Source organism: Pandoraea sp. PE-S2T-3 (assembly GCF_002179965.1).
Taxonomy (GTDB): Bacteria; Pseudomonadota; Gammaproteobacteria; order Burkholderiales; family Burkholderiaceae; genus Pandoraea.
Genome location: NZ_NGUQ01000037.1, coordinates 187,821 through 203,131 on the forward strand (window position 1 = coordinate 187,821; position 15,311 = coordinate 203,131).

The window sequence follows — 15,311 nt, forward strand, 5'->3', positions numbered from 1 at the left end:
CCGTGTCAATGCGGCGGCCAACGCCACGCCGCTCGCAGGCGATCACGCAGGAAGTCGACGAACGCCCGGGTGCGCGGGGCCAGATGACGGCTGTGCGGATACACCGCGTGCAACGGCGAGGCGGGAATCGGCAGCGCAGGCAGCACGCGCACGAGCCGGCCCGCGTTGATGTCGTCGCCCACATCCCAGATCGATTTCTGTGCGATGCCGGCACCGTGCAGCGCCAACTCGTGCGCCGTGTCGCCGTCATCGACCACATAGGTGTTCTGCACCTGCACCCGCAGCGTTTCCGACGCCCACACAAACCGCCAGTCGCCATGCGCTGCATTACCGAACAGGATGCAGTCGTGTTGCTGCAAGTCGCCCACTTCACGCGGCGTACCGCGCCGCGCCAGATACTCGGGAGAGGCGACCAGCACCCGGTAGTTCGGGGCAAGCTCCTGCGCGACAAGACTGGAGTCGGGCAGGGTGCCCACGCGAATGGCCACGTCGATGCCGTGCGCGACGAGATCAACCCAGAGATCGCTCAATTCCAGATGCACCTTCAGATCGGGATGGCGCTCGCGAAACGCTACCAGTAGTGCCGCGAGATGCCGCCGCCCGAACGCGCGTGGTGCGCTGATGCGCAAGACGCCGCCCACGGTGCCCGCCTGCCGTGTCATCAACCGCTCGGTTTCCGCAATCTCTCCCAATATCCGCTGGCAGCACGCATGGAAGACCTGACCTTCCTCGGTCAGGGCCTGCCGTCGCGTCGTCCGGTTCAGCAGACGCACGCCGAGGCGCTGCTCAAGCAAGCCGAGCCGTTTGCTCACGACGGCCAAGGAGAGACCCAACTCGCGTGCGGCGGCCGACATGCTGCCCGTCGCGACGATGCGGTCGAACAAGGTGAGGTCCAGCGTCTGATCGATCATCGGCGGCATATTCTCAATTATTTGAAGAGAGTCATTCAGTTTTCCCGGGGATTATCTTCTTTTGGAATGAGGACGACAATGCGTCCATGACGTCGCGTGACAGGCCAAGGCCGGCGCAGACGCATGCTTTGCTTCGTCCTTTTCCATTCTCGGGAGATTCGGCATGTTCAATTTCGAAGGCCAGCGCGTGCTGGTGATTGGCGGTAGTTCCGGTATTGGCCGCGCGGCGGCACAAGCGTTTGCGAAGGCGGGCGCGGCGGTCACGATCGCGTCGCGCAATCAGGCCAAGCTCGACGAAGCGTTGGCGACCATCGGCACCACAGCACGAGCGGTGGTGCTCGATACGGGGGATGCGGCGGCCGTTGAACAGTTTTTCGCCGATCACGCGCCGTGGCAGCACGTGGTGATCTCGGCCGCGCAGACGCCGACCGGCGCCGTGCGAAAGCTCTCGCTCGCCGATGCGCACGCCGCGTTCGACAGTAAGTTCTGGGGCACTTTTCACGTCGCCCGCTTTGCCAAGATCGGGGACGGCGGCTCACTCACGCTGACGTCCGGTTATCTGAGCGTGCGCCCGAGCACGTCGTCGGTCGTGCAGGGCGCGATCAATGCGGCCGTCGAGGCGCTGGGGCGAGGCCTCGCGCTCGAACTCTCGCCGGTGCGCGTGAACACCGTCTCGCCCGGGCTGACGGCGACGCCGTTGTGGAACAAGCTGCCGGAAGCGGATCGCGAGGCGATGTACGCCAGTGCGGCACAACGGCTGCCGGCACGCCGTGTGGTCGCCGCGGAGGACGTGGCCAACAGCATTCTGTATCTCGCCGGTACGCCCAGCGCGACCGGTTCGACGGTACTCATCGATGCGGGTGGCGCGATTGCCTGACGTGATCGCGTGATGGTGCAAGCGCAGCGTCGCTTAACAAGTTGTCCTAACGAAAAATCTCTGGAGTCTCGGACATGCATATCGATCTGAAAGAAAAGGTGGCGCTGGTGACGGCGTCGACGGCGGGCATCGGGTTCGCGATTGCACAAGGGCTGGCCGCTGCCGGTGCGACGACGATCGTCAATGGCCGCTCGAAAGCGGGCGTCGACGCCGCAGTCGCGAAACTACGCGAGGCCGTGCCCGGTGCGCAGGTGCGCGGTGTCGCCGCCGATCTCGCGACGGCGAGTGGCTGCGATGCGCTGGTCGCCGAGGTGCCCGACGTGGATATCCTCGTGAACAACGCCGGTATCTTCGGGCCGCAGGACTTCTTCGAGATTCCGGACGCCGACTGGACCCGTTTTTATGACGTCAATGTGCTCTCGGGAGTGCGACTCTCCCGGGCCTATCTGCCGGGCATGGCATCGCGTGAGTGGGGGCGTGTCATCTTTATTTCGTCGGAATCCGCACTGAATATTCCCGAGGACATGATTCACTACGGCATGACCAAAACCGCACAACTGGCCGTGTCGCGAGGGCTGGCCAAACGCATGCGGGGCACCGGGGTGACGGTCAACGCGGTGCTGCCGGGGCCGACGCTCTCCGATGGCATGGCGGAGATGCTGCATCAGGCCGGCGTGCCCGCCGATGCCGACATGGCGCAGGCGGCCGCAGCCTTCGTGCAGGAACATCGGCCCAGTTCGATCATCGGCCGCGCGGCCAGCACCACCGAGGTGGCGAACATGGTGGTGTATGTTGCATCGCCGCAGGCATCGGCCACCACGGGGGCTGCGCTGCGTGTCGATGGCGGTGTCGTAGATTCGCTCTAATGCATTCGTAGGAATGCACAGGACAGGCGGCAGTCAGGCTCGCGTCAGGCAGCGGCCAGACGACGTGCTGCTGCGCTGCCGCAAAGACGTTGCATGGTGCCGGGGGATCTCCGGCAGATTTCCCTGTGGCACTCGAGAGCGGTATACCCGAATCACATTTGGGTACCTATCCCGATAGAGATTGCCTAGAATGAAAGCGTGCCATCCCGCCATTACGAAGTAAGGAGGCCGCGATGCTTACAGGGAGCCTGATTGCAATGTTGGTGATTGTGCTGGTCGTCGGCGTTGCCGTCGCCTGGCTCGCGGACCGTAACTGGTGCCGTGAGCATCCGGCTGCGCGGCACACCACTTGGCGACGTCATCGTCGTGATATCCGGCACGGTTGATTCACCCGTCTGACTGGCGGCATGGAACCAGCCGCCAGATGTCACCCAAATAAAAAGCCCGCCTTTCGGCGGGCTTTCTGTTGCTAGACACCTTAATTTCTGGCTGGACGCTCAGGCAACGGCCTGAAGGACGTACTTGCCCTGGACAGTGAGGCGCGGGGACTTCACACCCGGCGCCAACTCTTCCCATTCGATCAGTTTGCTATCAAGCAACGATTCGAGGTCCGGGCGGTCAAGCTCCACTTGCTCCGGAGCGTCCTTGACCAACATCAGGGTGGCAAATTCATGATGACTCAGCATCTTCGTCTCCCGGTTTACGGTTTCAACAGGGGTCCCAACTCAAGGGACTTTAAGGATAGGTCACGAATATGGCACTTGCGCGACAGAATTCGCACTTTCGATGCTGCTATGCAGCATTTCTTTTGGTGGACTTTCCCACCGCCAGCATAGGCGTTCAGGATGACACTGGTGTGTCATTCAATACGTCAATAGCGTATTCAAAATGCATTGATTTGCTGCGGTGCAATAGTGACCAAAACAGCGCAAATCGCGGGGTTCGCCCGCTTATTTTGAGTTTGCTTGGGGCCGAGGGACGGTAGAATGGCCCAATTTGCCAGCAACACGCTGCCAGCAACGCGCTCATCGACCTGACATGCCGCAAAAGAAAACGCCGTACTTCGAGTTACGCAGCGGTGCCGTGGATACCCTGCATTTCGTTGTCAAGACGCCGCAACTGGATACGCTGCGCACCGAATTGGCGCAACGTTTCGAAGCCACCCCGGAGTTCTTCGCGGGAGACACCGTCGCGATCGACGTGCGGCGTCTGACCGGGGCCGAGCGAGTCGCCGTCCCTGCGCTGGCTGAAATGCTGGCGGAATTCCGGATGAAGCCGATCGGCGTGGTGGCCAATGCCGACCAGGCCGACTGGGCTGTGGTGGATGGCCTGCCGCGCCTGGACAGTCATGAGCGCCGTGCCCCGCGCAATGGGCGCGAGACCGACGCGGCGGGCGAGACTTCCGGCGACGCCGCGACGTCTGCGGCTGCGGCCCACGCCGTTGCGAATGCGGCAAATGCGACGTTGCCGGAGCCTTCCGCAATCCCCTCGACCATCATCGACAAGCCGTTGCGTTCGGGCCAGCAGGTCTACGCAAAGGGCGATCTGATTTTGCTCGATCTGGTCAGTTATGGGGCCGAGGTGATCGCCGAAGGTAATATTCACATTTACGCGCCGCTTCGGGGGCGGGCGCTGGCCGGGGTGAAGGGCAAGCTTGATGCGCGCATCTTCTGTACCTGTCTGGAGCCTGAGCTGATTTCCATCGCCGGTATTTACCGTACCGGCGAACATGCACTGCCGCCCGATGTTCAGGGGCGCTCGGTGCAGGTGCGGCTGGTAGACGACAAACTGATTTTCGAGCCCCTCGGGCTCAAATGATTCGTAGCTAATTTCATCCTCAAGTTTGGGAAGGCATCGACAGATGGCAAAAGTGATTGTGGTGACCTCTGGCAAGGGTGGTGTCGGCAAGACGACAACCAGCGCCAGCTTTTCCGCCGGCCTCGCCTTGCAGGGGCACAAGACGGCAGTCATCGATTTCGACGTCGGCCTGCGCAATCTCGATCTCATCATGGGTTGCGAGCGCCGCGTGGTGTATGACCTGATCAATGTGATTCAGGGCGAAGCAAACCTCAACCAGGCTCTCATCAAGGACAAGGCGACCGAGAACCTGTTCATCCTCCCCGCCTCGCAAACGCGCGATAAGGATGCACTCACGCAAGAAGGCGTCGAGAAGGTCATCAAGGACCTCACCGACATGGGCTTCGAGTACATTGTGTGCGATTCGCCGGCCGGTATCGAATCGGGCGCACTGCTCGCCATGCACTTCGCTGACGAAGCGCTGGTGGTGACCAACCCGGAAGTGTCGTCGGTTCGCGATTCGGACCGCATTCTGGGCATCCTGTCGTCGAAGACGAAACGGGCCATCGAAGGCGGCGAGCCGATCAAGGAGCACCTGCTGATTACCCGCTACAACCCCAAGCGCGTGAGCGACGGCCAGATGCTGTCGCTGGAAGATATTCAGGAAATTCTGCGTATCAAGCTGATCGGCGTGATTCCGGAGTCGGAATCGGTACTGCACGCGTCGAACCAGGGTACGCCTGCCATCCATCTGGAAGGCACTGACGTGGCCGACGCCTATCGCGACGTGGTGAGCCGATTCAAGGGCGAAGACAAGCCCATGCGCTTTACCGACTATCAAAAGCCGGGGCTGTTGCAGCGTATTTTCGGCTCGAAGTAAGGAGCGCGCCCATGTCCTTCCTGTCTTTCCTCCTGGGGGAGAAGAAAAAGACCGCTTCCGTCGCTAAAGAGCGCCTTCAGATTATTCTGGCGCACGAACGCTCGGGCTCGTCGCCGCCGGCAGATTATCTGCCGGCGCTGCAACGTGAGTTGGTTGCCGTCATCTCCAAGTACGTCAAGATCGCCCAAGACGACATCAAAGTCAGCGTCGAGCACCAGGACAACCTGGAAGTGCTCGAAGTGAAGATCGAACTGCCGCAGACCTGAGCGTCCGCCGTTTTTCGGTTCTCACGCACTGACCCGCGGCCCTCGGGCCGCTGATCGCCGGATAAGCGAAAGCCCGCCACCCTATCGCAGGGTGGCGGGCTTTCGTCGTTGCTTGCGCGTTTGCGCGTTAGTGTGTCGAGACTTCCGCGTATCGGCCGAGGCCAGTCAGCCCGGTCAGAACTTGTAGTCCGGGTTCTTCGGATCGAAGGTGGCGTCAGTCCATTGTTCCTTGCGCACTTTCTCGAAGCGCATTTCCTCCGTTTTCTGCCCTGCGGCATCCCACGCCTCGATGCCGCGCGGGCGCCCCGTCTTCAGATCGATGAGTACACGCGACTTGTTGGCATAGTGTTGCGGCGGCCCGGACGGGGCATCCCATTCCAGTGCCAGCATGCGCACGCCATTCACTTCGGATACCGAAATTCTGGCGGGCTTCTCCGGCAGCCCTGCGGCGCGGAAGCTGCGGCCATCATGCGCAATCTGCTCCGCGATGAAGCCGAAGCCGAGATCGCGCACGGTGTGATTCGACTGCGAGCGCGCCAGTGTGCCGTCAATGCTGCTCCAGATCGACGTGAATCCGAGAATGCCGCCCAGATGGCCGTACATCTCTTTGGGATTTTTGTTCTCGTCGTAGATGATTTCCTGACCGCTGTGGGCACCGTCAGGCAGCCACTTGGTATAGATCTGCAAGGGCTTCTCGCGAATTTTCACGAGCATGCGGTCGGGCGTGGTTTGCCATTGGTTGTTGATGCGTTCGTGTCGCGTCAGCTCGTATTGGTACTCGGGCATCGCGGCCGACTCGGCTTTGAGAAAGCGCACGAGGGCTTCGGGGTTGAGCGCCTGCATGCCGGCGACGATGGCGTCGTCGCTCATCTTCGCGAGTTCGCCGCTCTTGATGGTTTGCGAGAGCCATTGCGTTTGCTGTGCGACGGGCATCGCGGCGAGTTTGGCGACGTCCGCATCGCTGGTCTGTGCGTTGATGTGGGGCGCGGTGAGCATGCCAATGGCAACCGCAAGCGGTGCGAGGGCAGTGCCCAGCCGCAAGCGGGGGGCGTGAAACGTGGACATGGGTTTTGTCTCCCTGAATCGACGGTAGCCTGTGCCGAGATGACACAGGGCAGGCCGCGCGGCGCACGCAGGGGTTGCCTGCGTGACGCGCCGCGCGACACCGGTCATGCGTGCGGGGGTGGGGGCGCCGCAGGCGTGGCCTCGGCCGGTCCTGGCTCGCGCAGTTCGCGCCGCAGGATCTTGCCGACGGTCGTCTTGGGCAGTTCGCCCTGACGGAATTCAACGATGCGCGGCACCTTGTAAGCGGTCAGGTGCTCGCGGCAGTGGGCGAGCAGTGCCTCGGCCGTGAGTTGAGAGTCCTTGGCGACCACGACGAGCTTCACGCGCTCGCCGGCCACCGGGTCGGGCACGCCGACGACGGCGGCTTCACGCACGCCGGGGTGCAGCGCCACGACGTCCTCGATCTCGTTGGGATAGACGTTGAAGCCCGAGACGAGAATCATGTCTTTCTTGCGATCGATGAGCCGCACGAACCCGTTCGCGTCCATCACGCCGATATCGCCGGTCAGCAGCCAGCCGTCGGCGTCGAAGGTCTTCGCCGTATCTTCGGGACGCTGCCAGTAGCCGCGCATGACCTGCGGCCCGCGCACGCAAAGCTCCCCCGGCTCGCCGAGATCGGCCCACGTGCCGTCGTCGCGTTTGAAGCGTACGTCGGTCGACGGTGCAGGCAGGCCGATGGAACCGGAGAATTCCATGTCATCGATGTGGGCGAGATCGATCGGATTCATCGTGACGATCGGCGAGCATTCCGTAAGGCCGTAGCCCTCGATGATCGGCTTGCCGGTGACCTGCTTCCAGCGCTCGGCAATCGCGCGTTGTGTCGCCATGCCGCCCGCGAGCGAGAGCTTGAGCTTTGAGAAATCGCGGGCGCGGAATCCTTCGTCTTCGAGCAGTCCGTTGAACAGCGTGTTGACGCCCGCCACGCCGGAAAACGTCTCGTTGCGAATGATGTACACAACCTTCTTCACATCGCGCGGGTTGGCAATCAGGATGTTGCGTCCGCCCAGACTCATGAACATCAGGCAGTTCACGGTCAGCGAAAAGATGTGATACATCGGCAGCAGCGACAGGTTCGTCTCAATCTCGTCGGTGAGCTGATCGGCAATCCACGCTTCGGCTTGCAGCAGGTTGGCGAGCACGTTGCCGTGCGTGAGCATCGCGCCTTTCGCGAGCCCGGTCGTGCCTCCGGTGTATTGCAGAAAGGCCAGATCGTCGCGGGTCAGCGGCACCGGGGAGAGTTGCTGTGCGGTGCGTGCCTTGGCGCCTTCGGCCAGTGCATGCTTGAGGGAGATGGCTTGCGGCAGATCGTACGGCGGCACTTGTTTCGCCACGCGCCGCATGATGAAGTTCACGAGGCGGCCCTTGGCATTCAGCCCCTCGCCGAGCAGGTCGCCGATCTGCGTGATGACGACATCGCGCACTTCAGAGCCGGGGAGTGATGCCTGCAACGTCTTCGCGAAATTCTCGAACACCACAATCGTGCGCGCACCGCTGTCGCGCAATTGGTGCGAGAGTTCGCGCACGGTGTAAAGCGGGTTGACGTTCACGACGACGGCACCGGCGATCAGCGTGCCGAACAGGCAGATCGGGTACTGGAGGCAGTTGGGCATCATCAGCGCCACACGGTCGCCCTTGCGCACGCCTCGCGATTGCAGCCACGCGGCAAACGCACGCGCCTGCTTTTCCACCTGTGCATAGGTGATGTCGCTGCCGAGGCTCACGAACGCGGCGCGTTCACGGTACTTGCCGATCCACTCGTCGAAAGCCTGCACGAGCGATTCGTAGCGCGTGACATCGATTTCCGCCGGTACGCCTGCCGGATAGGTGTTCAGCCACACGCGGTCTTCGCGGTCTTGTTGCACAGCTTGGTCCATCGTCTCCTCCTCCCAGAGGTTGTCTCCTACCTCGCTCAGCGCTCCAGAATCGCGACCACGCCCTGACCGCCGGCGGCACAGATCGAAATCAACCCGCGCCCGCCACCGCGCTGCGCGAGCAGCTTGGCGAGCGTAGCCAGAATGCGTCCGCCGGTTGCCGCAAACGGATGGCCGCAGGCGAGCGAACTGCCATTCACGTTGAGCCGCTGACGGTCGATGCTGCCGAGCGGCGCTGCGAGGCCGAGCTTGTCGCGGCAGTACTGCGGGTCTTCCCACGCCTTGAGGGTGCAGAGCACCTGCGCGGCGAAGGCTTCGTGAATCTCGTAGAAATCGAAGTCCTGAAGCGTGAGTCCGGCTTGCGCCAGCATGCGCGGGACGGCATAGGCCGGGGCCATCAGCAGGCCTTCGCGTTGGCTTTCGTCGGGGTTGAAGAAGTCGACGGCGGCGGTTTGCGAATACGTGAGATAGGCGAGTACCGGAATGTCGTGTGCGCGCGCCCAATCTTCACTGGCCAGCAGCACGCATGACGCGCCATCGGTGAGTGGCGTGGAGTTGCCGGCGGTCAGCGTGCCTGTCGCGCTGCGGTCGAAGACCGGCTTGAGGCTTTCGAGTTTTTCCAGCGTCAGGTCGGGACGCAGATTGTTGTCGCGTTGCAAGTTGCGGAACGGCGTCATCAGATCGAGGAAGAAGCCGCGTTCGTACGCCTCGGCCAGATGCTCATGGCTCGCCAGCGTGAGCGCGTCCTGCGCCGCGCGTTCGATCTGCCAGCGTTTTGCCATCAACTCGCAGTGTTCACCCATCGACAGGCCCGTGCGCGGCTCGCCGTTGCGAGGCAGCGAGGGGCTGAACAACATGCCCGGGCGCACTTTGGCAAATGCCCCGAGCTTGCCGCCGGTGCTGCGCTGACGATTTGCTTCCAGCAGAATCTTGCGCAGCTGCTCGTTCACGCCGATGGGGGCGTCCGACGCGGTATCGACGCCGCCCGCAATGGCCACGTCGATCTGACCCAGCGCGATCTTGTTGCCGGTGAGGATCGCTGTCTCCAGCCCGGTGCCGCAGGCTTGCTGCACGTCGTAGGCCGGGGTTTGTGGCGCAAGCGTGGTGGAGAGTACCGATTCGCGCGTCAGGTTGAAGTCGCGGGCGTGCTTGAGCACGGCGCCGGCGGCCACTTCGCCAAGCGTTTGGCCATGCAGCGAGAAGCGGTCGACGAGGCCCTGAATGGCAGCGGTGAGCATGTCCTGATTCGAGGCGGTCGCGTACGCAGTGTTCGAACGCGCAAACGGGATGCGGTTGCCGCCGAGAATCGCGACGCGGCGCAAGGCAGGGGCAGGCGCGGTGGGTTTGAAGGCGCTCATGAACGGTCCGGGGTTAGCGATGCGGTCGGGGAAGTCGGGGGAAGGCTGGTGGCGGCGGTGTTTGATGCGTCTGCTGCGTCTGCTGCTTCCGCTGCGTCCGTTGTGCTCTCTGTGTGTGCTGTCGTGGGTGCCGCGTCGAACGACTGCCAGCGTCCGCGTAGATGCGGCACGGTGCCGGTGGCGTCGCGCAGTTCGAACACATTGCCCGCCGAGTGGGGCGTATCGAGCGCGCTGACCCATTTGGTGGCGGTGCTGCGCTCACGCCAGAGCGTGGCTTCACCGGGCAGCCGCAAGGGTGTCTTGAACTCCACCAGCAGGTCGAGTTGGTCGCCTGCCTGCGCGGGCAATACGGTGGCGAGCGAGCGCGCAAAACTCCACATGCCGTGGATGATCGGTCGCTCGAAGCCGAACAGTTTCGCGGTCAGCGGCCACAGGTGAATCGGGTTGTAGTCGCCGGAGACTCGCGCGTAGCGGCGGCCGAGATCAGCAGGCGCCAAAAACTTCTCAGAAGTCACCAGCGTCGCATCTGCGCGGAGTTCGCTTCGATACGGTGCACCGAGCGGGTCTTTGACGCCGGTGCGCAGGTAGAGGCTTTCGCCCGTCCAGACAATATTGCCGTCGCGGCGCGCGGTCGTCAGCACCGTGAACACCTGGCCCTTATCGTGCGCGTACAGCGCGCCGCACTGCACGTGCAGATCGAGACGATCGCCGACCGACAGGCGGGCGAACTGACGGTTGTGGTTCGCCAGATGCACCATGCCGAGCATGGCGAACGGAAACGCGCGGTCGGTCATCAGCAGCATGTGCTGGGCGAACGCGAGCAGATGCGGCCACGTGGGCGGCACGCCGTGTGCGGGCGAAAACCCGCAGAGGCTCGCGTAGCGCGCGATGTCGTCGGCGTCGAGCCGCACATCGCGGCGCTCGAAGGCAATCGACGGCATCGGTTGTGGGCGGGCGGGCTTTCGCGACGAGCCCAGCGCGCGCAGATAGAGCATCAGCGGCGACGGCGGGCGGGTGACGTGGCGGACCTCCCGCGCAGGCGGCGTGTCGGGCCAGATGGCGGACCACAGCGTCGCCGGCGTGATTTGTGACGGCGAGCCATGGCCGGGGGACGCCCCGACGCGCGCAGCGGAAGCGTCAGGCGGGGTGCCGCCGGCACCGCTGCCTGCCTGCGCACGTGATGAAGTGGCCGACTCGGCGGGGATATCCGCCGTAGCTACCGCGTCTTGCGATGACAAATGGTCGTCCGGCATGGTCACGCTCCCAGCAGACTTTGGCCACACACGCGCACGACCTGTCCGGTCAGCGCCCCCGATGCCGGATGGGCCAGCCACGCGATGGTCTCGGCAACGTCGACCGGCTGACCGCCTTGCCCCAGCGAATTCATACGCCGGCCGGCTTCGCGAATTGCGAACGGTACGGCGGCGGTCATCTGGGTTTCGATAAATCCGGGCGCAACGGCGTTGATGCTCATGTGCCGTTCTGCAAGCAAAGGCGCCCACGCCTCAACCATGCCGATGACGGCCGCCTTCGACGCGGCGTAATTCGTCTGGCCCCGGTTACCCGCAATGCCGCTGATCGACGCCACGCCGACAATGCGGGCCCGCTCGCGCAACGTGCCGGCTTCCAGTAGCGCAGCGTTCAGGCGTTGCGGTGCACCGACGTTGATGTCGAGCACGCTTTGCCATTGCGCTTCGCTCATGCGGGCAAGCGTTTTGTCGCGCGTGATGCCGGCGTTGTGCACGAGGATGTCGAGGCCTGCCGGGGCGACGACGGCCAGATGCGCCCGGAGGATGGCTGCGGCGTCCGGCGCGGCGATGTCGCAACTCAGCGGACTGCCGCCCAACTTTGTTGCGACGGCGCTCACGGCTTCCTGCGCGGAGGGGATGTCGACGCACACGACATGCGCGCCGTCGCGGGCCAGCACGGTCGCAATGGCCTCCCCGATACCGCGCGCGGCGCCGGTGACGACGGCGGTCTGCCCCGAGAGCGGACGCTGGTCGCGCATGGGCGGCGTGTCGAAGACGGGGTCTTGCAAAGTGGCGACCTGGCCGCTGACGTACGCCGCGCGAGGCGAGAGGAAGAAGCGAAGCGTCGAGTGCAGCGACTCGCGGGCGGCTGGCGCGACGTAGAGCAACTGCGCGGTGGCGCCGCGTTTGAGTTCCTTTGCCAGTGAGCGGACGAAGCCTTCGAGCGCGCGCTGGGCGGTGCTGGCTTGCGGTGTCGCGGCAAGATGCGGTGGCAGTCCGAACACGAGCACGCGCGCGCAGCGATCCAGCGAGGCGAGGGTGTCGTGGAAGAAGGTGTAGAGCGAGGTGAGTTCATCGGTGCTGGCGATCGCGCTGGCGTCGAAGATCAGGGCTTTCGGACGCACACCCTCGGCCGGATTGAAACGCCCGCTCATGGTGCCGGCCTGATTGGCGCGCGCAATCCAGTCGAGGCGATCGGCGTGCGCGAGGCTCGGCACGCCCAGCCAGTGCAACTCTCGCGCGAGTGTGGGTAACAACGGCGCATCGCCCGCGCCACCCACAACGGTCAGCGGCGGCGAGATGGCGTGCGCCGAGGCGTCGGCATCGGGTTCGCCGTAAGCGGGCATGCGCTCAAGCGGAACAGGGCGGGGCAGCCCCAGCGCATTGGCCAGCTTGCTGCCCACAGCGGAGTTGGCAAAGGCGAGATATCGGTCGGACGTCGTCACGGCGCTAAGATCCTTTGGCGATGTTGGTCAGCGTCTTTCGAGGGGCGTTGGTGCGGTGAGGCGTCGATACGTGGGTACGTTGATGCATCGACGCATCGGTTCCACCGTGCAATTGCACAAGCGTGCAAGCGCAGGCGACTATGTCGTCGCCTCGTGCGCTACCGCTTCGCCAGCATCATCATTCTGTTTCGACTGGCGCACGTCGGCAGCACGGCCGAAGTCAGCCGGGAAGTCATCGACCGCCACGGCTCGCGCGGCGTAGTCCGCGTATTGCGCGAGCGTGCGTTGCTCTTGCGCCGTGATGAGTTGCAGCCGTGCGGCGTTTTCCACCCATTCGGCGAACTCGGGCAGGCTCTGCGGCATCGTCGGCAAGCGGCCTTCCTTGACGGCAGTGCGCAGGCGTTGTTCGATGACGGTGACCTGCGGCGTCATCTTGAAGACGATCTCGCCGTAGGCCAGTTCATCGATCTCGGGGCGCGGCGAATAGCTGCCTGCAATCAGGCGCTCGCGGGCATCGCCCGGCGTTTGCATCAGCTCGGCCACCTTGGCCGCGAGCGCGTCGGAAGGCTTGGCATACGGCAGGCCGAGCGGCGTGAGCTTCCAGCGCATCCACCACGCAACAGGGCGCGACGGGTAGTTCGCCAGCACACCCTCGAAGGCTTCGCGAGCCTGCCAGAGGGCGTCCTGCGCGGCCCAGTGCACGAGCGGCAGGTCGGCCTCGGGGCGTCCTTCGTCCTCGAAGCGCTTGAGCGTTGCCGTGAGCAGGAACAATTGCGAGAGGATGTCGCCCAGACGCCCCGTGATGCTCTCGCGGCGCTTGAGCGAGCCGCCCAACACGGCCATCGACACGTCCGATGCAATCGCCAGCAGCGTGGACATGCGGTTCGCGCCCCGGTAGTAGGCGTGCAGTTCCGGTGCGGCGGCCGAGGGCACGGCCGAGAAGCGCGCGTGCGTGATGCCCTGCAACGCGCCGCGCACGATGTTGCTGGTGACGAACGTGAGGTGCCCGAACAGCGCGTCGTCGAACGCGCGCACGGCGGCAGTGTGGTCTTGCGTCTGCGCGGCGGCGAGTTCCTTCAGCACATACGGATGGCAGCGAATGGCGCCCTGACCGAAGATCATCAGGCAGCGCGTCATGATGTTGGCGCCCTCGACAGTGATCGACACCGGAATCTGCTGATAAGCGCGGGCAAGGAAGTTGTTCGGGCCCATGCAGATGCCTTTGCCCGCGACGACGTCCATGCCGTCATTGACGACTTTGCGCGCGCGCTCGGTCACGTGGTATTTCGCAATGGCCGAGATGACGGACGGCTTCTCGCCAAGGTCGACGGCGAGCGCGGCCATACGGCGTGCGGCGTCCATCGCGTACAGATTGCCGGCCATGCGTGCGAGCGCTTCCTGCACGCCTTCGAACTTGCCGATGGGCGTGCGGAACTGGCGGCGCACGGCAGCGTAAGCGCCCGTGGCACGCACGGCGATCTTCGAGTAGCCGACGTTGGACGACGGCAGCGAGATGGCGCGACCGGCCGCAAGACATTCCATGAGCATGCGCCAGCCCTTGCCGACCTGTGCCTGACCGCCGATGACCCAGTCGAGCGGAATGAACACATCCTTGCCGGAATTCGGGCCGTTCTGGAAAACGGCGTTGAGCGGCCAGTGACGGCGCCCGATGACCACGCCCGGATGATTCGTCGGAATGAGCGCGCAGGTGATGCCGGGCTCGTCATCACTGCCGAGCAGGTGGTCGGGGTCGAGCGCGCGGAAGGCGAGGCCGAGCACCGTGGCAATCGGCCCGAGCGTGATATAGCGCTTGTTCCACGTCACGCGAAAACCGAGCGTTTCGCGGCCCTCGAACGTGCCGCGACAGACGATGCCGACGTCGGGGATGGCTGCGGCGTCTGAGCCGGCATAGGGGCTCGTGAGAGCAAAGCAGGGGATTTCGTCGCCCTTCGCCAGACGCGGAAGGTAGTAGTTCTTCTGTGCTTCAGTGCCGTAGTGGAGCAGCAGCTCTGCCGGGCCGAGCGAGTTGGGCACCATGACCGAGACGGCCGCCGCCGAGCAGCGCGACGCCAGTTTCATCACGACCTGCGAGTGCGCGTATGCGGAGAATTCGAGGCCGCCGTAGCGCTTGGGAATGATCATGCCGAGAAAGCCGGCTTCCTTGGCGTATTGCCATGCTTTAGGCGGCAGGTCTTGCCAGACCTGTGTGCTCTCCCAGTCGTTGGACAGATCGCACAGATGCTCGACCTGATCGTCCATGAACGCCTGTTCTTCCGAGGAAAGCTTGGGGGCAGGGAACGCCGAGAATTTCTGCCAGTCGGGGCGGCCCGAGAACAGGTCGGCATCCCACCAGACGCTGCCGGCTTCGATGGCATCTTTTTCGGTGTCCGACATTTCCGGCATGATGGTGCGGAACTTGGCCAGCATGGGGGCGGTGACCCATGCACGGCGCAGCGGTCCGATGCTCAGTACGAGCGACGGCAAGATGAACACGACGGCCAGAATAACGGTGGCGATCGGGCTAGTCAGTTCGGCGACGGCGCCGGCGCCCACCCAGAGAACGGTGGCGATCAGCCACTGCCATGCGTGCGCACGATAGAGGAGCAGGGCGCTCACTCCGGCGACAAACGCGAGAATCCATAGGATCATCATGTCTTCCTCCCTTTCGGTACGGCCTTCCTGCGGAAATGGGCCCGCCGGAGCGGGCGCGCTAGCGCGGGGGCTG

At 64.0% G+C, this 15,311-nt stretch carries 13 protein-coding genes; 5 read left to right on the top strand and 8 right to left on the bottom strand.

All coding sequences use genetic code 11. From position 1 onward, the window contains the following. Positions 1 to 5: 5 nt before the first annotated feature. Positions 6 to 911 (bottom strand): LysR family transcriptional regulator, encoded by a 906-nt coding sequence (locus tag CDV46_RS23155; RefSeq protein WP_087687896.1) that lies wholly within the window; start codon positions 909 to 911, stop codon positions 6 to 8. A 163-nt stretch (positions 912 to 1,074) separates the two neighbouring features. Between CDV46_RS23155 and CDV46_RS23160 the strand changes: the two genes are divergently transcribed. Both CDV46_RS23160 and CDV46_RS23165 read left to right on the top strand, forming a co-directional pair. Then, on the top strand, positions 1,075 to 1,788 hold the full coding sequence (locus CDV46_RS23160; protein WP_087687895.1) for an SDR family oxidoreductase: 714 nt from the start codon (positions 1,075 to 1,077) through the stop codon (positions 1,786 to 1,788). A gap of 74 nt (positions 1,789 to 1,862) precedes the next feature. Continuing rightward, entirely contained in the window at positions 1,863 to 2,654 is a 792-nt protein-coding gene (locus CDV46_RS23165) for an SDR family NAD(P)-dependent oxidoreductase (protein ID WP_087687894.1), read from the top strand. A gap of 497 nt (positions 2,655 to 3,151) precedes the next feature. Here the strand turns inward: CDV46_RS23165 and CDV46_RS23170 are convergent, their stop codons facing one another. Continuing rightward, the gene (locus tag CDV46_RS23170) at positions 3,152 to 3,340 is read right to left on the bottom strand and encodes a hypothetical protein (protein WP_058378331.1); all 189 of its coding nucleotides are present in this window, start codon (positions 3,338 to 3,340) and stop codon (positions 3,152 to 3,154) included. A gap of 352 nt (positions 3,341 to 3,692) precedes the next feature. On the opposite strand from CDV46_RS23170, the gene minC reads away from it, so the two are divergent. From minC to minE, 3 genes are read left to right on the top strand one after another with little or no spacing between them, the layout of a single operon-like run. Beyond that, a complete protein-coding gene (gene minC, locus CDV46_RS23175) occupies positions 3,693 to 4,472 on the top strand; it encodes a septum site-determining protein MinC (protein WP_087687893.1) in 780 nt (259 codons plus the stop codon). A gap of 43 nt (positions 4,473 to 4,515) precedes the next feature. After that, positions 4,516 to 5,331 (top strand): septum site-determining protein MinD, encoded by an 816-nt coding sequence (minD, locus tag CDV46_RS23180; RefSeq protein ID WP_058378333.1) that lies wholly within the window; start codon positions 4,516 to 4,518, stop codon positions 5,329 to 5,331. An 11-nt stretch (positions 5,332 to 5,342) separates the two neighbouring features. Next, positions 5,343 to 5,597, top strand: coding sequence for a cell division topological specificity factor MinE (gene minE, locus CDV46_RS23185; protein ID WP_058378334.1), 255 nt, complete (start codon positions 5,343 to 5,345; stop codon positions 5,595 to 5,597). 174 nt (positions 5,598 to 5,771) lie between these two features. On the opposite strand, the gene CDV46_RS23190 is transcribed toward minE, so the two are convergent. The 6 genes from CDV46_RS23190 to CDV46_RS23215 all read right to left on the bottom strand — a co-directional run bounded on the left by CDV46_RS23190 (position 5,772) and on the right by CDV46_RS23215 (position 15,235). Further along, positions 5,772 to 6,662, bottom strand: coding sequence for a DUF1571 domain-containing protein (locus CDV46_RS23190; protein ID WP_254916182.1), 891 nt, complete (start codon positions 6,660 to 6,662; stop codon positions 5,772 to 5,774). A gap of 104 nt (positions 6,663 to 6,766) precedes the next feature. Further along, a complete protein-coding gene (locus CDV46_RS23195; protein WP_087725252.1) occupies positions 6,767 to 8,536 on the bottom strand; it encodes an AMP-binding protein in 1,770 nt (589 codons plus the stop codon). Positions 8,537 to 8,571: 35 nt separating this feature from the next. After that, a complete protein-coding gene (locus tag CDV46_RS23200; RefSeq protein ID WP_087687891.1) occupies positions 8,572 to 9,891 on the bottom strand; it encodes an acetyl-CoA C-acetyltransferase in 1,320 nt (439 codons plus the stop codon). Then, positions 9,888 to 11,144, bottom strand: a complete 1,257-nt coding sequence (locus CDV46_RS23205; RefSeq protein ID WP_254916183.1) for a MaoC/PaaZ C-terminal domain-containing protein — start codon at positions 11,142 to 11,144, stop codon at positions 9,888 to 9,890. The genes CDV46_RS23200 and CDV46_RS23205 overlap by 4 nt, the downstream gene beginning before the upstream one ends. 2 nt (positions 11,145 to 11,146) lie before the next feature. Further along, positions 11,147 to 12,586, bottom strand: coding sequence for a 3-oxoacyl-ACP reductase (locus CDV46_RS23210; RefSeq protein ID WP_087725254.1), 1,440 nt, complete (start codon positions 12,584 to 12,586; stop codon positions 11,147 to 11,149). A 138-nt stretch (positions 12,587 to 12,724) separates the two neighbouring features. Beyond that, complete coding sequence (locus tag CDV46_RS23215; protein ID WP_441339357.1) at positions 12,725 to 15,235, bottom strand: acyl-CoA dehydrogenase; 2,511 nt, start codon at positions 15,233 to 15,235, stop codon at positions 12,725 to 12,727. Positions 15,236 to 15,311: the final 76 nt, after the last annotated feature.